The sequence below is a fragment of the Bradyrhizobium sp. SBR1B genome (assembly GCF_014198205.1).
Taxonomy (GTDB): Bacteria; Pseudomonadota; Alphaproteobacteria; order Rhizobiales; family Xanthobacteraceae; genus Bradyrhizobium.
This window is the reverse complement of the sequence record NZ_JACIHC010000001.1, coordinates 506,700-525,387: the sequence shown is the minus strand read 5'-3', so window position 1 is coordinate 525,387 and position 18,688 is coordinate 506,700. Positions and strand designations below refer to the sequence as shown.

The following is an 18,688-nucleotide window of genomic DNA, read 5'->3' as shown; positions in this document are numbered from 1 at the left end:
CGTGCCCACGACGTCGATCAACAACGGCGCGGCAGACACGTGGGCACGGCGCTGCGCGCCTTTGCCCACCCTACGAGTTGGCAGGCGTGGCGGCCACGCCCAGGCAAGCGAACGGCGCTGCGCCCAAGACCATCCCGCCTCGTTGATGCATGTCAAGGAACATGGAACCCCGCCCGTTACGGTTTTGAGGCAACAGGGAGGGTTCGATATGTCAATCAGCCGTCGCCAAGCACTGGCCGCCTTCAGCGCCGCAGTATCGGCGCTCGCGATTTCCCGCACCGCACGCGCCGAGTTTGATGGTCTTGTCGTCAGGGCTCTGGAGGGCGGAGAAGATTTTTGGCTTGCCCAGGACGCCTATATCTACGGATATCCGCTCGTGACGATGGAGATGACACGCCGGGTCATGACCAACGTTGCTGCGGTGGAAGGCACGCGCGGGCCAATGGGGCAATTCGTCAAGCTCCGCAAGTACCCTGATGCCACCTTCAAGGACGTCACGGCACCCAATGCCGATACGCTCTACACGACGGCCTGGATCGACGTGGGAGACGAGCCCTGGGTCCTGAGCATGCCGGACATGAAGGACCGCTACTTCCTATTTCCGATGCTGGACGGCTGGACCAATGTCTTCCAGGTGCCTGGCAAGCGCACCACCGGCACCAAGGCGCAAACCTATGCGATCACCGGCCCGGGCTGGAAGGGAACGCTTCCCGCCGGCGTCAAGGAATACAAATCACCCACGGGCATGGTGTGGATCCTGGGCCGCATCTATTGCACCGGTACGCCGGAAGACTACGCGGCCGTGCACGCCGCGCAGGACCAGTTCAAGCTCGTGCCGCTCAGCGCATACGACAAGTCCTTTACGCCCCCGGCAGGCAAGGTCGATGCGTCGATCGACATGAAGACGGCGGTTCGCGAGCAGGTCAACCGCCTGGACGCCGCGGCCTATTTCACCCTTCTCGCGCAATTGATGAAGCGCAATCCGCCGGCCGCCGCCGACGCGGCCGAGGTCGCCAAATTCGCGAAGATCGGTCTTGTCCCCGGCAAGGATTTTGACGCAAGCAAATTCGATGCTGCCTTCGCCAAGCGGGTCCCGCAGGTGGCATTCGACCGCATCATGCTCCAGTTCAAGGTCAACAAGGCGATCAAGAACATCAACGGCTGGGCCTTCGACAGCGAAGCCGGCATTTACGGGACCAATTTTCTCAACCGTGCGCTTGTCACGGCCATCGGCCTCGGCGCCAACCGGATTCAGGATGCGTGCTATCCGACATCCCAGAAGGACGCCGATGGCAAAGAGTACGTCGGCAGCAACAAATACGTCATGCGTTTTCCGAAGGGGCAGCTTCCTCCGGTCGGCGGCTTCTGGTCGCTCACGATGTATGACGAGAACTATTTCTTCGTCGCCAATCCGATCAACCGCCAGTCGATCAGCGCCCGCCAGAATCTCAAAGCCAATCCCGACGGTTCGGTCGACCTCTACATTCAGAAGGACAACCCGGGCCCCGACAAGGAGAGCAATTGGCTTCCCGCGCCCGCGGGCAAGTTCGTGCTGATGTTGCGGATGTACTGGCCGAACGAGAAGTCGCCCTCGATCATCAACGGGACCTGGAAGCCGCCGCCCGTCCGGCAGGTGACGAGCAGCTAGGGAGCACGGCGCTTCGCGCCTTTGCCTACCCTACGCACCGTCACCGGCGCCCGAGCAGTACCTCGCGCTCCACCGCAATCCATGTCGTCCGCGCCAACGCCAGCAATCTGCCGGCTTCATCACGAAGCGCGGCGTCGGCCGTGCGCTTGCGGCCGTCGCGGCCGGTGGGCCAGGCGGTGATGATGCAGCGCTCGCCGGGGTGGGGGCGGGCTTCGATGCGGGCTGACATCCGTCCGAGCAGCAGCGGGGTCTTCTCGAAGCTGCCGCTCTGCTGATCGTAATTGCAGGCAAACCCGGTCGGGCAGTCGAGCGCGGACCAGAGAAATTCGGGCGCGATGAGGCCATCCTCGGCGGCGAGATTCGGATCGGGTGCCCAACTCGCGGCGAGAACGGCGTTCCGCGCATGACGGCGGAGCGGGCCGGCGAAGATGCGCAGGCCGTCGCCTTTCGCCCTTGCGGGACCGCAGACGAAACAGTTCGGCAGCGGATGCTCGTGCGGATTGAACAGTGCGAGCAATTCGGCCGCGCGGGCTTCCGGCAAGTTAGCTGTCTCGGTCTGCGCAAGCTCGACGCTCACGGCGCGCCCTGTCGCGACCACCTTGTCGCCGTCGCGGAGCTCCCATGTGTCGCCGTCTGTCGCGACCGCAGCGAGCGGCGTGTCCAGAGGCGGCGGCGCGCGCAGTGTCACTTCCGCAGGCCCCGGAATATGACGGGCGAGCCGGCCGCAGACATAGCCGCCGTTTCCGGAATTGGGAGGGCCGCAATAGCGTTTGTCGATGATGATCTCTGTCATGGTGCGCATTCTACCTGATCTTGAGCACAATTCGCCCCAGAACCGTGCGGTTGGCCACGGCGCGCATGGCCTCGCCGGCCTGCTCCAAAGGAAGGACGCGGTCGATGTGCGGGCGGATCTGCCCGGCCGCCAACAACTGTATCAGCGTGTCGTTCATCCGCGCGCTCTCGTCCGGGCATTTCTCCGCCCAGGCACCGGCAAAGACGCCAATGATGGAATAGTTCTTCAGCAGCGGCAGGTTCATCGGGATGGACGTAATCTCGCCGCCGGTGAAGCCGATCGGCATCAGCCGTCCGCCCCATTTCATCAGCCGGGCCATCTGCTCGAAGATCGCGCCGCCGACATTATCGAAGCCGACATCGATGCCGTCTCCTGACGTGACCGACTTGATCCGGTCGCGCAGATCCTCGCTGCGATAGTTGATGACGGCGCTGGCGCCGTAGTCGCGGACCAGGGCCGCCTTGTCGTCGGAGCCAACCCCGGCGACGACGCGCAGGCCGAGATGACGGCCGAGGTCGACGGCGGCCAGTCCAACCCCACCGGCAGCGCCCGTGACGAACAGCGTTTCGCTACGCTTGGCTCGCGCCCGCTCGACCAGTGCATAATAGGCCGTGCCGTAATTGTGCAGCACCGTGGCCGCTGCTTCGAACGCGACGCCGTCAGGCAGGCGCACGCTCTTCGACTCCTTCGCGATCATCCGTTCGGCGTAGCCACCGGTCCAGCTGCTGCAGGTCACGCGATCGCCGGGCGCGAACTTTGTCACCTTGTCGCCGACCGCGACGACGGTTCCGGAGGCTTCCGTGCCGGGCACGAAGGGCGTCTGCGGCCGCATCTGGTAGAGACCCGAGACCAAGAGCTGGTCCATGAAGCTGACGGAGGCCGCGTGGACGTCGATCAGGATCTCGTCGCCGGCGGGCTTGGGGACATCGATCTCAGCGAGGCGCAAATCGCCGGGTCCAGTGAACGAATGGCACAAAACTGCTTTCATTGTGGCGCTCCCGTTTTGCGACAGGCGAACATGCGCGGCAGCGGACGTGCGAACATGACGATCTTCCCTTAAGGTGTCGGCGCAAATGGCGCAGCATGCAGGAACTGAACCCTTCGCTCGCGAGCGGGCTCGATCCGGTCCGACACCTACCAATGGACCGTCCCCTGTGCGTCCCCCGAACGGCGCGATGAGGACGAGAGGATTTTCATGACGGTCTTCTCGCTTCACGCGCTTGGATTTCCCGAGGTCTACGCTGGCGATCGCCCGATCAAGCTGAACCTGCGCAAGGCTCTTGCGCTGCTGATCTATCTCGCGGAGGCCAGGGGCGCCGTTGCGCGCGAGGTCCTGGCCGCGCTGCTGTGGCCGGAGACGTCAGCCGAAACCGCCCGGGCGCGGTTGCGGCGGCTGCTTCATCGCGTCGAGCTTGCACTTGGCCGGGAGGTTTTCGAGGCCGACCGCGCCAGCGTGCGATGGTCTGCGGCGGTCGAGATGACGATCGATACCCATCTGTTCGAGGGCGCCTGCGACCGCGGCGCCTTCGAAGAAGCCTGTGCGATCTATCGGGACGACTTTCTCGCAGGGTTCGCTCTCGACGATTGTCCTGCATTCGACGATTGGGCGTTCTTTCGCCGCGAGGCGCTGAGAGGACGGCTGATGCATGCGCTCGAGCGTCTCGTGCAGGACAAGAACGCCGCCGGCGATCATTTTGCCGCGACCGCGTATGCGGCGCGCCTGGCCGAGCTCGATCCGCTCAGTGAAGTCTATGGGCGGTATCTGATCCGCAGCCTGCTGCTATCAGGCGACCGCAGCGCGGCCGAGCGTCACCATGCGGCCCTGACACAGCGGCTGCGGGAGGAACTCGGGATTGCGCCGGAGGCCGAGACCGAGGCGCTCATGAGTCCCGCAACGGAGCTGCACGCTGTTCCGACCACGCGCTATGTGAAGGGTGCCGGCGTGCATCTGGCGTATCAGACCTACGGAAGTGGCCCGCTCGATATCCTGGTGATGCCCGGTTTCGTGTCGCATGTGGAGCGCGCCTGGGAGAGCCCTGCAAGCCGGACGTTCCTGGCGTCGTTGATGAAGCTTGGACGGCTGATCGTTTTCGATCGTCGCGGGATCGGGTTGTCCGACCGGGTCGGATCGGCTCCCGGCATCGACGTCACCGCGGAGGATATCGACACCGTGCTGCGGGCAGCGGATTCGCGCCGCGTCGTGCTGTTCGGCGCTTCCGAATGCGGGCTGGCCTGCATCAAATTTGCGGTCGACGAACCGCGCCGCGTCGCCGGGCTCATCCTGTTCGGCGCGCTCGCCAAGGGCTGCTGGTCGGAGGATTATCCGCATGCCTTGCGCGCCAGCCAGTATGACGCCTGGAGCAGGCAGCTCGTCGCGCAATGGGGCGGCCCGGTCGGCATCGAGACATTTGCGCCGAGTCTTGCCGGCGATCCCCGGGCCCGCGCCTGGTGGGCCGGGCTATTGCGTGCGGCCTCCAGTCCCGGCGGCATCTCGGCCGTGCTCGAGGCCTTTCGCGATGCCGACGTGCGGCATCTCCTGGCGCAGATTGCGGTGCCGACGCTGGTGCTGCACCGGCGCGGCGACCAGGCGGTGCGGATCGCGGCCGGGCGCGATATCGCGAGCCGGATCAGCGGTGCGGAGTTCGTCGAGCTCGACGGCAACGATCACTGGTTTTTTGCGGGTGATCAGCAGCCGGTGCTCGAGGCGATCGCGCGATTTATAAAGGGCTCGATCTTGTAGGGTGGACAAAGCGAAGCGTGCCCACGACGTCGTTCGAGAAGGACCGAGGCAGATCGTGGGCACGGCGCTTTGCGCCTTTGCCCACCCTACGAAGTCATCGTAGCCCCGATGGAGCGAAAGGCAATCCGGGACAGTGTCCCCGCCTTCCGCTTTGCTCCGCGGGCTACGACGTGAGAGCGATCATACCGCCTCGAGCTCACGCTTCTTCTTCGCCTTGGACTGGCCGAGCAGGGGCCCGGCCGTGAGTGCCGCTGTATCGGCCACGCCTGGGTCGCGCGAGATCATCGCGGCGACGATGGCACCGTCGATGATGAGGCCGAGCTGATGCGCGAGCATTGCGGGCTCGCTCGAGCCCAGCTCGGCGGCGAGCTTCTCGATGTGGCCGAGCACGATCTTCTTGTGCTTCAGCGCGATGTTGCGGAATTGCTTGGCGTCCTTGTCGTGCTCGCCGACCGCGTTGATGAAGGGGCAGCCGTAGAAGCGCTCTTCGGCAAACCAGCTCTTCAGGGCCGGAAAGATGCGCGCCAGTTTCGCCTGCGCATCGCCGCCGCCGTCTTCCATGGCGCCGATGAACCATTCGCGCCATTGCTTGCCTTCGCTCTCCAGCACCGCGTTGACGAGGTTGGTCTTGGAGCCGAACAATTTGTAAAGCGTGGTCTTCGCGGTGCCGGCCTCCTCGATGATCGCATCGATGCCGGTGGCGTTGATTCCGTTCTTGCAAAACAGATGCGAGGCGGCACTGAGCAGGCGCCCGCGCGCGGATTCGTCATCGCCGCCGCCTGAATGCGGCGCGTTCTTCTTCGACGACATCTTGTTCAGTGAAGGCTTGTTCAGTGAAGGTTTGGCCATGGATTGCAACTTAATCGCAGCCGCGCGGTATCATCAAGTCGCATCTGCTCCGCGCTAAAAAGATTCGCACTGGCGATCTCATCTGCATGACCTTTGAGCAGAGCGCGGCTGATCAATCCGCAGGCAGCCATCGCTAAGCGGCTCCAATGCCTCGCATTTCGTTTTCGGTCTCGTCTGGCACGCTCCATGCAAGGAAACAGACCGTTCGGTATCCTGCCGTTTTCCACGGCTGCCAGGGAGAAGATGATGACTGCCGTCGTTCAAAAGACAGTGCTGACGGGGTGCCTTGCGCCCATCGACAAGAATGGCCTCGAGCAACTGATCGCGAGCGGCAAGGCCAATCCGAAGGTCGTCAAGACCTTGAAATGCAAGACGGTCGCGGAAGGCAAATTCCGTCACGCCAACTACATCCGCAATCTGCAGCCCTATATCGTCGACGAGCCGCCGGGGCTGCTGGGCGACGACACCGCGCCCAATCCGTCGGAAGCCTCGCTTGCTGCGCTCGGCTCGTGCCTCGCCGTTGGCCTGCACGCCAACGCCGTGCATCGCGGCTGGATCGTCAACAAGCTAGAGCTCGAGCTCGAAGGCGACCTCAACATCACCGCGGTCTGGGGCACTGGCGACACCTCGGACAAGCCGGTCGGCTTCACCGATGTGCGGGTCAAGGTCGACATGGAATGCGAGGGCGTCTCGCAAGACGAGATCAACGCGCTGGTCGCCCATGTGAAGAAATGGTCGCCGGTCGCCAACACCTTCACCCGGCCGGTCAATCTCGAGGTCGGCATCTAGCTGTTAGCAACCAGGACAAGGTGCGGGAGACGATCATGGGGTCACTGGCTTTATCGCGGGCCGAGGTTTTGGATCAGCCCGCACCGTCCATTGCAGGGGAGGTGGCGCGGATCGCGCGCGAAGATCTCGCGCCGCTTGCCGCCGGCATCGACGACGGCTCGGTCTATCCCGCCGAGGTGCTGCGCAAGTTCGGCGCGGTCGGCGCCTGGGGCAGTCACGTGCCGCACGAAGGTCCCGCGGATCTGCGCTGCGCGATCCAGGCGATGGCTGCGATCGGCGAGGTTTGCGGCGCCACGGCCTTCATGGCCTGGTGCCAGAACACGCTGGTCTGGTACGTGGCCAACTCGACCAATCTGAAGCTGGCAAAACGTTTCGGCGATGCGTTCTCGACCGGCCGCGTGCTCGGCGGCACCGGGCTCTCCAACCCGATGAAGAGCTTTTTCGGGATCGAGAAACTGAAGCTGAAAGGCAAGAAGGTCGAGGGCGGCTATATCGTGCGCGGCGCGCTGCCCTGGGTCTCCAATCTCGGCCCCGATCATTATTTCGGCACCATCTTCGAGCGTGAGGAGGATGAAGGTACTGTGATGTTCCTGGCCGACTGCTCGTATCCCGCGATCACGCTGACGCCGTGCAAGCCGTTCCTCGCGATGGATGGCACCGGCACCTATGGCGTGCAGTTCCGCGACGCCTTCGTGCCGGACGAGCTGATCCTCGCTGATCCTGCGGCGCCCTTCGTGAAGAAGATCCGCGCCGGGTTCATCCTGCTGCAGGCCGGCATGGCGCTGGGCGTGATCCGCGATTGCATCAACATCATGGATGAGGTCGGAAGTCCGCTCGGCCATATCAACCGCTATCTGCCGCAGCAGCCGGTGCATTTCCGCGATCTCGCTGCCGAGCTCGAGGCCGAGACCATGGCGCTGGCGCGCGATCCCTACAACGAGGACGAGACCTACTGGCGCAAGGTGATCGCGCTGAGGCTTCGCGCCGGCGAGGCCAGCGTCGCGGCGGCGCATGCGGCGATGCTGCATTGTGGCGCACGCGGCTATCTCAGGAGTCACCGCGCGCAGCGACGGCTGCGCGAGGCCTATTTCGTCGCGATCGTCACGCCGGCCACCAAGCAGCTGCGCAAGATGCTCGCCGATTACTGAGCTTCACGAGTCCACCCCAGAAGACCACTTAACCTCAACGGAGAGGCTGCCAATGACGGACGTTCTGATCTCTGCCAGCGAACTTGCCGATCTCTTGAAGCTCGAACCCTGTGTCGTCATCGACACCCGCAATCCCGACGCCTATGGCGCCGGGCACCTGCCGGGCGCCGTGAACGTGCACGAGATCTTCACGTTTCTTGCGACCTCGACGCCGGAAGGCATGAGCGAGCTGAAGATCAAATTCGCCGACGCCTTCGGTGCCGCCGGCCTCTCCGGCAAGGAGACCGCGGTGATCTACGAGCAGTCGATGAATTCCGGCTTCGGCCAGTCCTGCCGCGGCTACTATCTGCTCACCATGCTCGGCTATCCCAAGGTGAAGGTGCTGCATGGCGGCTTCGACGCGTGGTCGGCCGCGGGTCTTCCGGTGACCAAGGATGTCCCGGTACCGGCGAAGGCCTCGTTCGCGGTCGTGCCGGAAGCCGGCGATATCCTGATCGATGCGAAGACCATGCTTGCCGCGGTCGGCAAGCCCGGCATCTCCATTCTCGACGTGCGCGATGTCGATGAATGGATCGGCGACAGCTCTTCGCCCTATGGAAAGGATTTCTGCCCGCGCAAGGGCCGCATCCCCGGCGCGGTGTGGCTCGAATGGTACCGCATGATGAAGCCGACCGCGGAAGGGCCCCGCTTCAAGTCCAAGGACGAGATCCTGGCCGAATGCGCCACCGTGGGCATCTCGCCGACGACGCCGGTCTATCTCTATTGCTTCAAGGGCGCGCGCGCCTCGAACACCTTCCTGGCGCTGAAGAATGCCGGCGTGAAGGACGTGCGGATGTATTTCGGCTCCTGGAACGAATGGTCGCGCGATCCATCGCTGCCGATCGAGCAGGGATTGCCGATTGCATCGGGGGTGACGACCAAGGCGGCGTGAGCGCGCTTCCATCCAGCCTGACTAGATCGGGCCGTGTTGCCACGAAGGAAGTGCACTGCCTCTCCCGCTTGCGGGGGAGGGTTGGGGTGGGGTGTCTCCTCAGCGGGATTCCCAGTGTGGAGAGAGCCCCCACCCGGCGCTTCGTGCCGACCTCCCACGCAAGCGGGAGAGTTGAAATGAGCCCGTGGCCAGCATCGAAGCTGATCGCTTCATGCCAAACCGTTGAGGCCAGTCCGCGAACGCGGCGCAATTCCCAGCGCCTTGATCCGCGAGGCCAGGGTGGTCGGCTTGATGTCCAGCATCTCGGCCGCGCCGCCGGGGCCGAAGACTTTTCCAGCACAGGCCTCGAGCGCGGCCAAAATGTTGGCGCGCTCGTGGTCGCGCATTTCCGACGACGTCATGACGGCGGGACGCGCGTCGAGCTTCTGGCGAGCGGCACCGCTAGGCGCTTGCGCGCCGGAGGCGTCAGGCAGATCGATGCGCAGGCGGCCGTTCTGCGACAGGATCGCGGCGCGCTCGATCACGTTCTGCAGTTCGCGGACATTGCCGGGCCAGTCGTAGCGGGTCAGCCGCCGCGCGTCGCCCTCCGACAGGCGCAAATTCGACTTCAACGCCTTGCTCTCGCGCGTCAGGAAGTGCTGGGCGAGCAGCGGAATGTCCTCGCGCCGCTCGCGCAAGGGGACGGTCTCGATCGGGAACACGTTGAGGCGGAAATAGAGGTCTTCGCGAAAGCGGCCGCGCTGGACCTCCTGCTTGAGATCGCGATTGGTCGCGGCGATGACACGAACGTCGACCGCGCGGGTGCGCGCCTCGCCGACGCGCTCGAAATGGCCTTCCTGCAGCACGCGCAGCAGCTTACCCTGGAGTTCGAGCGGAATCTCGCCGACCTCGTCGAGGAACAGCGTGCCGCCGTCGGCGAGCTCGAAGCGGCCGATGCGGTCGCGCGTCGCCCCGGTGAAGGCGCCTCGGACATGGCCGAAGAACTCGCTCTCGAACAATTCGCGCGGGATCGCGGCGCAATTGACGCGGATCAGCGGCCGGTCGCTGCGGGTGGAGTCCTCGTGGATGGCGCGCGCGATCAGCTCCTTGCCGGTGCCGGATTCGCCGTTGATCATCACCGCCGCGGTGGTCGGCGCCACCAGCTTGACCTGCCGCAACGTCTTCTGGATCGCCTCGCTTTGACCGATGATGCCGCGCGGATTGGTCTCGATGCGGATTTCTTCCTGGAGATAGGCGTTTTCCAGCTCCAGCCGTTCGCGCAGGCGGTCGACCTCGGCAAGGGCGGCGTGCAGCTTCTCGTCGGCCTCGCGGCGCTGGCTGACGTCGCGAAACACCACGACGGCGCCGACCACGACGCCGCGATCGCGGATCGGAGTCGATGTGTATTCGACCCAGGCGGGCGAGCCGTCCTTGCGCCAAAACACCTCGCCGTCGACCTGGTGCACGGCGCCATCGCGGAACGCCGCATAGATCGGGCAATCGTGGTTGTGATAGTGGCGGCCGTCGTGATGGGTGTGGTGGACGATCGGGTGGATCTCCTTGCCGACCAGCTCTTCGGCGGTCCAGCCGAGCATGCGCTCGGCCGCGGGATTGACGAAGGTGGTCTTGCCTTCCGCGTTCACGCCATAGATGCCTTCGCCGGCGGCGCGCAGGATCAGCTGGTTCTCGCGTTCGATGTCCTGAAACACGCGCTCGACCCGCTGCCAGGTCGAAATGCCGCCGCGCATGTGGTCTTCGGCGGCGGCATCGACATTGCGCCGGCGGCGCGCTTCGAGATCGGTCAGCGTCAGCAGCAGCAGCGTGCGGCCGTCATGCGGCAGCAGGCAGCCGGCGTATTCGAGCCGGAGATCTTGCCCCGTGGCATGGCGGGGATTGAGCGCCGTGGTCCAATAGGCGCCCTTGTGCAGCACGGCCTGGGTGAAGACGGTAAGGGCGGGAAGCTCGCCGGCATGGAGCGTGCTGGCCCGGGTCTGCCGCAGCAGGGCGCGGTCGTAGCCGAGAAGAGCACAGGCGGCGGGATTGGCATCGACGATCTGGTCGCCGTAGGGGTCGACCAGAAGCGTCGCCTCGACGGAGGATTCGAACGCCGCGATGCGCGGGTCGATGGCGGAAGCCACATCATCGTGGATGGGCATTGGCGTCGTTGCCATTGCGAAATCTCGTAATTGAACTACGAAATCTCGTTTATCACGAGTTTTCGTAGTGGCCAAGCGCAGGCGAAATTACTGCGTCATCAAGGCGCTGGCCGCTTCTAGGGTCGTGGCATGCTCCTTGCGTAATTCTCCCCGCAATGACGCGCAGGAGGGCCGATGTCCACGTTCGACAATCCGTTTGATCCCGATCGCAACCTTCGAGCCGGCTGTATCTGCGGCCAGCATCGCTCTGCGGCGGAGCACGAGCAGGCGATGGCTCTGCATTGCGAACCGGTCGAAAGCCAAGAGAAGCGTTACGAGGGCGTCGTCGCCTCCGCGGTGATGCGCGCGATGTTTCCGCAGGACGTGGCGCGGCGTGCCTTCCTGAAGTCGGTCGGCGCATCGACTGCGCTTGCTGCACTGTCACAGTTCTTCCCGCTCAAGACGGCGACCGAGGTGTTCGCGCAGGCCGGTACGCCCGAGAAGAAGGACCTCAAGGTCGGGTTCATTCCGATCACCTGCGCCACGCCCATCATCATGGCGGCGCCGATGGGCTTTTACTCCAGGCACGGACTCAATGTCGAAGTGGTCAAGACCGCCGGCTGGGCCGTGATCCGCGACAAGACCATCAACAAGGAATACGACGCCGCGCATATGCTGGCGCCGATGCCGATCGCGATCTCGCTCGGCCTGGGCGCAAACGCCATCCCGTTTGCGGTGCCCGCGATCGAGAACATCAACGGGCAGGGCATCGTGCTGGCGGCCAAGCACAAGGACAAGCGCGACCCCAAGGATTGGAAGGGCCTGAAATTCGCCATCCCCTTCGACTATTCCATGCACAATTACCTGCTGCGCTACTATCTCGCCGAGCATGGTCTCGATCCCGATACCGACGTGCAGCTGCGCTCGGTGCCGCCGCCGGAGATGGTCGCCAATTTGCGTGCCGACAACATCGACGGCTTCCTCGCGCCCGACAACATCTGCCAGCGCGCGATCTATGACGGCGTCGGCTTCATGCATCTGTTGTCGAAGGAGATCTGGGACGGGCATCCCTGCTGCAGCTTTGCCGCAAGCCGCGAGTTCATCACGTCAGCGCCAAACAGCTTTGCGGCGCTGACCCGCGCCATCGTCGATGCCACCGCCTATGCCTCGAAGGCCGAGAACCGCAAGCAGATTGCAGAGGCGATCGCGCCCGCCAACTACATCAACGCGCCCGTCACGGTGCTCGAACAGGTCCTGACCGGCACCTATGCCGACGGTCTCGGCGGCGTGAAGACCGACGCCAAGCGCGTCGATTTCGATCCGTTCCCCTGGCAATCCTTTGCGGTGTGGATGCTGACGCAGATGAAGCGCTGGGGCCAGATCAAGGGCGACGTCGACTACAAGGCGGTGGCCGAGCAGGTGTATCTGGCCACCGACACCAAGAAGCTGATGACGCGAGATGGGCCTGTCGCCGCCGGCGAGCGCGTACAAGTCGTTTGCGGTGATGGGCAAGACTTTCGATCCGGCCAAGCCGGAGGACTATGTCGCGAGCTTCAAGATCAGGAAGTCGTCGTGATGGGCTGCGCTTTCTCCCAAGCGTCGTCCCTGCGAACGCCGGGACCCATAACCCCAGGGAGACGTTTGGCGAAGACTCGTCGTTCGGTACGCCCACCGATTGCGATCGATAGATTCCGCGGTATGGGTCCCGGCGTTCGCCGGGACGACATGGGGAGAGGTCTTGCGCGATGACCTCCTCCCTCCGTCTCCGCGCCGGTCTCGTTTCCATCGCGCTGCTCGCCGCGTTCCTCGGCATCTGGCATCTCGCCACGCGCTCGACAGGCCCCGTCGCCACGATGAGCCCCGAATATGCCAAGCTGATGGGCCTGACCGCGACGCAGGGCAAATCGGCGATGCCCGGGCCGCTCGACGTCGGCGCCAAGCTCTGGGAGCATCTGAGACGGCCGTTCTACGACAACGGGCCGAACGACAAGGGGCTGGGCATTCAGCTCGCATATTCCATCGGGCGCGTCGGCACCGGCTATCTGCTCGCGGTGCTGGTCGCGATCCCGCTCGGCTTCCTGATCGGCATGTCGCCGCTGCTCAGCAAGGCGCTCGATCCCTTCATCCAGGTGCTGAAGCCGATCTCGCCGCTGGCCTGGATGCCGCTCGCGCTCTACACCATCAAGGATTCCTCGATCTCGGCGATCTTCGTCATCTTCATCTGCTCGATCTGGCCGATGCTGCTCAACACCGTGTTCGGCGTTGCCAGCGTGCGCAAGGAATGGATCAACGTCGCGCGAACGCTCGAGGTCGGCACCGTCAGGCGCGCCTTCACCGTGATCCTCCCGGCGGCGGCGCCGACGATCCTGACCGGCATGCGCATCTCGATCGGCATCGCCTGGCTCGTGATCGTCGCTGCCGAAATGCTCGTCGGCGGCACCGGCATCGGCTACTTCGTCTGGAACGAGTGGAATAATCTGTCGATCACCAACGTGATCATCGCGATCCTCCTGATCGGGATCGTCGGCATGCTGCTCGACCAGATCCTGGCGCGCTTCACGCGCATGGTCACGTTTCCGGAGTAGGGGCGATGACCGACAAATTCATCTCGATCGAAGCCATCGCGAAGCGCTATCCGGGCGCCGGCGGTGCCACGACCACGGTTTTCGAGAACCTGTGGCTCTCGATGGCGCGCGGCGAGTTTGCCTGTGTGATCGGGCATTCCGGCTGCGGCAAGACCACGGTGCTCAACATCCTCGCCGGCCTCAATGCGCCGAGCGAGGGCGCCGTCATCGTCGACGGGCAGGCGATTTCGGGCACCAGCCTCGACCGCGCCGTGATCTTCCAGAGCCACGCGCTGTTGCCCTGGCGCAGCGTGCTCGGCAACGTCGCCTATGCCGTGAGCTCGAAATGGCGGAGCTGGGACCGCGCCAAGGTGAAAGCGCACGCGCAAACCTTCATCGATCTCGTCGGCTTGACCGGCTCCGAGCACAAGCGCCCGTCGGAGCTGTCGGGCGGCATGAAGCAGCGCGTCGGCATCGCACGTGCGCTCTCGATCACGCCGAAGATCATGCTGATGGACGAGCCGTTCTCGGCGCTGGACGCGCTGACGCGCGGCACTCTGCAGGACGAGGTGCGGCGCATTTGCCTCGAGACCGGGCAGACCGCGTTCATGATCAGCCATGACGTCGACGAGGCGATCTACCTCGCCGACAAGATCTTCCTGATGACCAACGGGCCCGGTGCGGTGCTCGCGGAAGTGGTCGAGAACCCACTGCCGAGAGACCGCGGCCGCACCGATCTGCACCGCCATCCGCTCTACTACGCGCTGCGCAACCACATCATCGATTTCCTGGTGACGCGCAGCAAGACGTTTACCGCCGAGACACCCGGTCACGATCCGCGGAATGTGCCGCTGGTGCCTATCGGCAAGCCCGGCCTGACCATCGCGACCAGTGGTGACGAGCAACGCCAGACCTTGATTCCCGGGACCAGTCCCGGACTGACTGCCTGAAACGGAGACCTGACATGAAACGCGAAGACCTCACCGAGAAGCTGCTCGACATCAAGCGCGAGAAGGGCTGGAGCTGGAAGCACATCTGCGACAAGATCGGGGGGTATTCCGAGGTCCTCATCGTCGGCGCCATTCTCGGCCAGATGAAGCTGACGAAGCCGCAGGCCGCCAATGCCGGCGAGCTGTTCGGCCTGTCGAAGGCGGAGACGGCGATGCTCAACGAGGTGCCGATGCGCGGCGCCGGCACGCCGATGCCGCCGACCGATCCCTTGATCTATCGCTTCTACGAGATGGTGATGGTGAACGGCCCGGCCTGGAAGGCGCTGATCGAAGAAGAATTCGGCGACGGCATCATGTCGGCGATCGACTTCGACATGGGAATCGAACGCGTCGCCAACCCGAAGGGCGACCGCGTCAAGATCACCATGAGCGGCAAATTCCTGCCGTACAAATATTACGGCGCCAGCGGCAACGTGCCGGAATACGGCTTCAAGGAGGAGTGACCGCGGCGAAGGCGGCGCGCAGGTCCTTGATCGGTGCCATCTCGCGAACATAGGTGAAGGAGCCATTCTCCTTCATCTCGCGCGCGCTCTTCAGGAAGGCGGCCAGCGCGTATCGCGACATGGCGCCACCGACGCTGATGCGCTTGACGCCGGCCGCGGACAATTGTGCGAGCGTCAGCGTCGGATCGGCAAAACCCATCACGAGGTTGAAGGGTTTTCCGACCGAGGCGACGACCGTCCTGATCGTGGCAAGGTCGTGGACCCCGGGGGCGTAGAGGACATCCGCGCCCGCCGCTTCGTACGCCTGAAGCCGCCGGATCGTGTCGTCGAGATCGTTGCGCCCGTGGAGAAGGTTTTCCGCCCGCGCCGTCAGCGTAAAGGGATACGACAGCGAGCGCGCCGTCTCGACGGCCGCCTGCACGCGCTCGACCGCCAGCGAGAAGTCGTAGATCGGCCGATCGCGGTCGCCCGTCGAATCCTCGATCGAGCCGCCGACCGCACCGGCCTCGGCGGCGCGCCGGATCGCCTCGGCTGCGCGTCTCGGATCGTGCGCGCCGCAGTTTTCCAGATCGACGCTGACCGGAAGATCGGTGGCCTGCGCGATCGCGCGGCAATTCTCAAGGATCGCGTCCAGGCTGACGGTCGAGCTTCCCTGCATGTTGGCAAGGCCGAGGCTCGTGGTTGCAAGCGCCTCGAAGCCGGCCGCGGCGAGCAGTTTTGCGGTGCCGGCATCCCAGGGGTTGGGAATGATGAACGCGCCGGGCCGCTCGTGCAGGGCGCGAAATGCTTTCGCTTTGTCCAATTGGCTCGTCATGGCTCGTCTCCGCTTGACCTTGTCTGCCGGCAAGCCTTAGGGGCATTCTCGCCATCCGCCAAATTTGTTATTCCTCTTATAGTCATCAGTTTTTTGCATGAGGTGTCCGCCATGGACAGCGATGCCCTCAATACCTTCCTGACCGTTCATCGCAGAGGCGGGGTCTCGAATGCCGCGAAATTCCTGCATCGCTCGCAGCCGGCGATTTCGCGCCGTATTGCGCTGCTGGAGCAGGAGCTCGGCGTGCTCCTGTTCGAGAGGATCGCGGGCCGTACGCGGCTCAGCGACGCCGGGCGCGTGCTGATCCCCTATGCCGAGCGCGCCGTCGCGGCGGCGCAGGACGCCGAGCAGGCGATACGTGCGCTGACCAAGCAGCCTTCGGGTCCGGTTTCGCTGGCCGTGACCGGCACGCTCGCCGACGGCCGCCTGTCGGGCATCATGAAACGGTTTGCCGCGGATAATCCCGCGGTCGCGCTTGCCCTGCGGACCGCGACCAGCGCGGAGGTCTCTGATCTCATCCGGCGCGGCGAGGCCACGATCGGCTTGCGTTACAATACCGACCTGGCCGGCGATCTCGCCTGTGAGCTGGTGCTGAGCGAGGCGTTGCAGGTGGTCTGTGCGTCCGACCATCCGCTCGCCAACAAGCGCGTCAAGCGGCTTGCCGAGCTTCGCGGCGAGCGCTGGATCGCGTTCCCGGAAACGCGCGGCCGCCGTGAGATCGCAGCGGCTCACGTGTTCGCGCTGTTCCTGACGCAAGGCCTCGGGGACGTGGAGTGGACGGCGGTGGACAGCCTCACGGCGCAAAAGCGGCTCGTGGAGGCGGGCTTCGGCCTTGCGCTATTGGCGCGGAGCCATGTGGCGGAGGAGCTGCATGCGGGAGCGATCTCGACGATCACCGTCGGCGATCTCGCCGCGGACCAGCACATCGTCCTGGTGACTCGTCTCGGCGGCTTCCTGAGTGCTGCCGCTCAGCATCTGCTGGAGACCATCCGCCGCGACTACGCCACGTTCGACGGCCCGGCCAGGCGGGGCGCCCAAAAAAGACCGCCGGCGCGCAAGGTCATTGCGCGCCGGCGTCGGGCCTGAGCGTATTATTTCCCCGCCTTCACCTCGGCGGCGGCGACCGCGAGCAGCTCGCTCATCTTGGCGCGAATCGCCTGCTCAGTGACGGCGACGTTCTTGGCGGCGAAATCGGTTGTCAGCTTGCGCAGGACGTCGGCATCGCCGGCCTCCTCGAAGTCGGCCGCGACCACCTCCTTGGCATAGGCGGTGGCGGCATCGCCGGACATGCCGAGCTTTTCGGCCGCCCACAGCCCGAGCAGCCGGTTGCGGCGGGCCTCCGCCTTGAATTTCTGCTCCTCGTCGAGGGCGTACTTCTTCTCGAAACCTTCCTGGCGCTTGTCGAACTCGCTCATGCCTTGTTCCAAATCCCGTGCTGATGGAGCGGGAGCCTTCCGTTGCGGCGACCCGACTGCATGCCTACATAGAGAGCACGAATCGGCAAAACAACGGGCCGTTAAGCCGCAGGGCAAGACGGTATAAGTTGGTGCCGGACGGCCGGATCGATTGTGCTCGGTCAGCCAATCGGATAGGTTGCCTGAAGGCTTGGTTCCCGTTCTGTTTCCAAGGGTTATAGATGGGGTTCCGGGCCGTTCACGGCAGCTCCGCTGTGGGTCGTAAATCCTAGTAACCGGAGCACACCAAATACATGGATTTCAACAAAACACGGTACATCCCCATGAGCCGTCGGCGTCGCATTTATGAAGGCAAGGCAAAGGTTCTGTATGAAGGCCCGGAGCCCGGTACCCTGATCCAGCACTTCAAGGACGACGCGACCGCGTTCAATGCGAAAAAGCATCAGGTGATCGAGGGCAAGGGCGTCCTCAACAACCGGATCTCGGAGTACCTGTTTCAGCACCTCAACGACATCGGGGTGCCGACCCACTTCATCCGCCGCCTCAACATGCGCGAGCAGCTGATTCGCGAGGTCGAGATCGTGCCGCTCGAGGTAGTGGTGCGCAACGTCGCTGCCGGCTCGCTGTCACAGCGCCTCGGCATCGAGGAGGGCACCCAGCTGCCCCGTTCGATCATCGAATTCTACTACAAGAACGACCAGCTCAACGACCCCATGGTGTCCGAAGAGCACATCACGGCCTTCGGCTGGGCGACGCCGCAGGAGATCGACGACATCATGGCGCTTGCCATCCGTGTCAACGACTTCCTCACCGGCCTCTTCCTCGGCATCGGCATCCGCCTCGTCGACTTCAAGATGGAATGCGGACGCCTGTTCGAGAACGAGATGATGCGCATCATCGTCGCCGACGAGATCTCGCCGGACAGCTGCCGTCTGTGGGACATCAAGTCGAACGAGAAGCTCGACAAGGACCGTTTCCGCAGGGATCTCGGCGGCTTGCTCGAGGCCTATACTGAAGTTGCAAAGCGCCTCGGCATCCTCATGGAGAACGAGCGTCCGCAGGGCTCCGGCCCGGTGCTGGTGAAGAGCTGAGGGGATTTTTGACGTGAAGGCACGTGTCACCGTTACCTTGAAGACGGGCATCCTCGATCCGCAAGGCAAGGCCATCGAAGGCGCGCTGAAGTCGCTCGGCGTCGACGGCGTCGCCAGCGTCCGCCAGGGCAAGGTGTTCGACATCGAGCTCGCCGGCGCCGACAAGACCAAGGCGGAAGCCGCGCTGAAGGAAGCCGCCGACAAGCTGCTGGCGAATACCGTGATCGAGAATTATCGGGTGGAGCTGCTCGGGTGAAGATGCGTTGCATCCTCATCTTCGTCGCGGCGCATCCGTTGAGCACGACCAGCATCCACAACGCGCGCCGAGGTCTCTAACCG

At 64.3% G+C, this 18,688-nt stretch carries 17 protein-coding genes and 1 pseudogene; 12 read left to right on the top strand and 6 right to left on the bottom strand.

Annotated elements, in window-relative coordinates:
• The first annotated feature begins 208 nt into the window (after window positions 1-208).
• The gene (locus tag GGD61_RS02715) at window positions 209-1,648 is read left to right on the top strand and encodes a DUF1254 domain-containing protein (RefSeq protein WP_183230065.1); all 1,440 of its coding nucleotides are present in this window, start codon (window positions 209-211) and stop codon (window positions 1,646-1,648) included.
• 40 nt (window positions 1,649-1,688) lie between these two features.
• On the opposite strand, the gene GGD61_RS02710 is transcribed toward GGD61_RS02715, so the two are convergent.
• On the bottom strand, window positions 1,689-2,441 hold the full coding sequence (locus GGD61_RS02710) for a hypothetical protein (protein WP_183230063.1): 753 nt from the start codon (window positions 2,439-2,441) through the stop codon (window positions 1,689-1,691).
• 10 nt (window positions 2,442-2,451) lie between these two features.
• Window positions 2,452-3,429 carry an NADPH:quinone oxidoreductase family protein gene (locus GGD61_RS02705; RefSeq protein ID WP_183230061.1) on the bottom strand — a complete coding sequence of 326 codons (978 nt, stop codon included), beginning with the start codon at window positions 3,427-3,429 and terminating at the stop codon, window positions 2,452-2,454.
• Between the two features lie 207 nt (window positions 3,430-3,636).
• Between GGD61_RS02705 and GGD61_RS02700 the strand changes: the two genes are divergently transcribed.
• Window positions 3,637-5,181, top strand: coding sequence for an alpha/beta fold hydrolase (locus GGD61_RS02700; protein WP_183230059.1), 1,545 nt, complete (start codon window positions 3,637-3,639; stop codon window positions 5,179-5,181).
• A gap of 180 nt (window positions 5,182-5,361) precedes the next feature.
• Here GGD61_RS02700 and GGD61_RS02695 read toward each other — a convergent pair whose 3' ends face one another.
• Window positions 5,362-6,030: a TetR/AcrR family transcriptional regulator gene (locus GGD61_RS02695; RefSeq protein ID WP_183230057.1), complete on the bottom strand. Its 669-nt coding sequence runs from the start codon at window positions 6,028-6,030 to the stop codon at window positions 5,362-5,364.
• Window positions 6,031-6,276: 246 nt separating this feature from the next.
• Between GGD61_RS02695 and GGD61_RS02690 the strand changes: the two genes are divergently transcribed.
• Genes GGD61_RS02690 through GGD61_RS02680 form a run of 3 tightly spaced genes read left to right on the top strand, consistent with a single transcriptional unit; the run spans window position 6,277 to window position 8,898 of the window.
• Complete coding sequence (locus tag GGD61_RS02690; RefSeq protein ID WP_183230331.1) at window positions 6,277-6,819, top strand: OsmC family protein; 543 nt, start codon at window positions 6,277-6,279, stop codon at window positions 6,817-6,819.
• 35 nt (window positions 6,820-6,854) lie between these two features.
• Window positions 6,855-7,967 carry an acyl-CoA dehydrogenase family protein gene (locus GGD61_RS02685; RefSeq protein ID WP_183230055.1) on the top strand — a complete coding sequence of 371 codons (1,113 nt, stop codon included), beginning with the start codon at window positions 6,855-6,857 and terminating at the stop codon, window positions 7,965-7,967.
• A gap of 52 nt (window positions 7,968-8,019) precedes the next feature.
• Window positions 8,020-8,898 (top strand): sulfurtransferase, encoded by an 879-nt coding sequence (locus GGD61_RS02680; RefSeq protein ID WP_183230053.1) that lies wholly within the window; start codon window positions 8,020-8,022, stop codon window positions 8,896-8,898.
• A 209-nt stretch (window positions 8,899-9,107) separates the two neighbouring features.
• On the opposite strand, the gene GGD61_RS02675 is transcribed toward GGD61_RS02680, so the two are convergent.
• Entirely contained in the window at window positions 9,108-11,048 is a 1,941-nt protein-coding gene (locus GGD61_RS02675) for a sigma 54-interacting transcriptional regulator (RefSeq protein ID WP_183230051.1), read from the bottom strand.
• A gap of 159 nt (window positions 11,049-11,207) precedes the next feature.
• Here GGD61_RS02675 and GGD61_RS02670 point away from each other — a divergent pair.
• The 4 genes and pseudogenes from GGD61_RS02670 to cynS all read left to right on the top strand — a co-directional run bounded on the left by GGD61_RS02670 (window position 11,208) and on the right by cynS (window position 15,029).
• Window positions 11,208-12,588: pseudogene (locus tag GGD61_RS02670) on the top strand (CmpA/NrtA family ABC transporter substrate-binding protein).
• Window positions 12,589-12,757: 169 nt separating this feature from the next.
• Complete coding sequence (gene ntrB / locus GGD61_RS02665) at window positions 12,758-13,597, top strand: nitrate ABC transporter permease (protein WP_183230049.1); 840 nt, start codon at window positions 12,758-12,760, stop codon at window positions 13,595-13,597.
• A gap of 5 nt (window positions 13,598-13,602) precedes the next feature.
• On the top strand, window positions 13,603-14,526 hold the full coding sequence (locus GGD61_RS02660; protein WP_183230047.1) for an ABC transporter ATP-binding protein: 924 nt from the start codon (window positions 13,603-13,605) through the stop codon (window positions 14,524-14,526).
• 14 nt (window positions 14,527-14,540) lie between these two features.
• Window positions 14,541-15,029 (top strand): cyanase, encoded by a 489-nt coding sequence (cynS, locus tag GGD61_RS02655; protein WP_018316603.1) that lies wholly within the window; start codon window positions 14,541-14,543, stop codon window positions 15,027-15,029.
• Here cynS and GGD61_RS02650 read toward each other — a convergent pair.
• Entirely contained in the window at window positions 15,016-15,843 is an 828-nt protein-coding gene (locus tag GGD61_RS02650; protein WP_183230045.1) for an oxaloacetate decarboxylase, read from the bottom strand. The two genes, cynS and GGD61_RS02650, sit on opposite strands and share 14 nt — an antisense overlap.
• A 111-nt stretch (window positions 15,844-15,954) precedes the next feature.
• Here GGD61_RS02650 and GGD61_RS02645 point away from each other — a divergent pair, with 111 nt between their 5' ends.
• On the top strand, window positions 15,955-16,929 hold the full coding sequence (locus GGD61_RS02645) for a LysR family transcriptional regulator (RefSeq protein ID WP_183230043.1): 975 nt from the start codon (window positions 15,955-15,957) through the stop codon (window positions 16,927-16,929).
• A gap of 5 nt (window positions 16,930-16,934) precedes the next feature.
• Here the strand turns inward: GGD61_RS02645 and GGD61_RS02640 are convergent, their stop codons facing one another.
• On the bottom strand, window positions 16,935-17,258 hold the full coding sequence (locus tag GGD61_RS02640) for a DUF1476 domain-containing protein (protein WP_018316600.1): 324 nt from the start codon (window positions 17,256-17,258) through the stop codon (window positions 16,935-16,937).
• A 323-nt stretch (window positions 17,259-17,581) separates the two neighbouring features.
• On the opposite strand from GGD61_RS02640, the gene purC reads away from it, so the two are divergent.
• Entirely contained in the window at window positions 17,582-18,349 is a 768-nt protein-coding gene (purC, locus tag GGD61_RS02635; protein WP_173015815.1) for a phosphoribosylaminoimidazolesuccinocarboxamide synthase, read from the top strand.
• Between the two features lie 13 nt (window positions 18,350-18,362).
• The gene (purS, locus tag GGD61_RS02630; RefSeq protein ID WP_092259039.1) at window positions 18,363-18,605 is read left to right on the top strand and encodes a phosphoribosylformylglycinamidine synthase subunit PurS; all 243 of its coding nucleotides are present in this window, start codon (window positions 18,363-18,365) and stop codon (window positions 18,603-18,605) included.
• Window positions 18,606-18,688 lie beyond the last annotated feature (83 nt).

Coding starts and splice junctions, on each gene's coding strand:
- GGD61_RS02715 (WP_183230065.1), top strand. CDS start 209: ATGTCAATCAGCCGTCGCCAAGCACTGGCCGCCTTCAGCGCCGCAGTA.
- GGD61_RS02710 (WP_183230063.1), bottom strand. CDS start 2,441: ATGACAGAGATCATCATCGACAAACGCTATTGCGGCCCTCCCAATTCC.
- GGD61_RS02705 (WP_183230061.1), bottom strand. CDS start 3,429: ATGAAAGCAGTTTTGTGCCATTCGTTCACTGGACCCGGCGATTTGCGC.
- GGD61_RS02700 (WP_183230059.1), top strand. CDS start 3,637: ATGACGGTCTTCTCGCTTCACGCGCTTGGATTTCCCGAGGTCTACGCT.
- GGD61_RS02695 (WP_183230057.1), bottom strand. CDS start 6,030: ATGGCCAAACCTTCACTGAACAAGCCTTCACTGAACAAGATGTCGTCG.
- GGD61_RS02690 (WP_183230331.1), top strand. CDS start 6,277: ATGACTGCCGTCGTTCAAAAGACAGTGCTGACGGGGTGCCTTGCGCCC.
- GGD61_RS02685 (WP_183230055.1), top strand. CDS start 6,855: ATGGGGTCACTGGCTTTATCGCGGGCCGAGGTTTTGGATCAGCCCGCA.
- GGD61_RS02680 (WP_183230053.1), top strand. CDS start 8,020: ATGACGGACGTTCTGATCTCTGCCAGCGAACTTGCCGATCTCTTGAAG.
- GGD61_RS02675 (WP_183230051.1), bottom strand. CDS start 11,048: ATGGCAACGACGCCAATGCCCATCCACGATGATGTGGCTTCCGCCATC.
- ntrB (WP_183230049.1), top strand. CDS start 12,758: ATGACCTCCTCCCTCCGTCTCCGCGCCGGTCTCGTTTCCATCGCGCTG.
- GGD61_RS02660 (WP_183230047.1), top strand. CDS start 13,603: ATGACCGACAAATTCATCTCGATCGAAGCCATCGCGAAGCGCTATCCG.
- cynS (WP_018316603.1), top strand. CDS start 14,541: ATGAAACGCGAAGACCTCACCGAGAAGCTGCTCGACATCAAGCGCGAG.
- GGD61_RS02650 (WP_183230045.1), bottom strand. CDS start 15,843: ATGACGAGCCAATTGGACAAAGCGAAAGCATTTCGCGCCCTGCACGAG.
- GGD61_RS02645 (WP_183230043.1), top strand. CDS start 15,955: ATGGACAGCGATGCCCTCAATACCTTCCTGACCGTTCATCGCAGAGGC.
- GGD61_RS02640 (WP_018316600.1), bottom strand. CDS start 17,258: ATGAGCGAGTTCGACAAGCGCCAGGAAGGTTTCGAGAAGAAGTACGCC.
- purC (WP_173015815.1), top strand. CDS start 17,582: ATGAGCCGTCGGCGTCGCATTTATGAAGGCAAGGCAAAGGTTCTGTAT.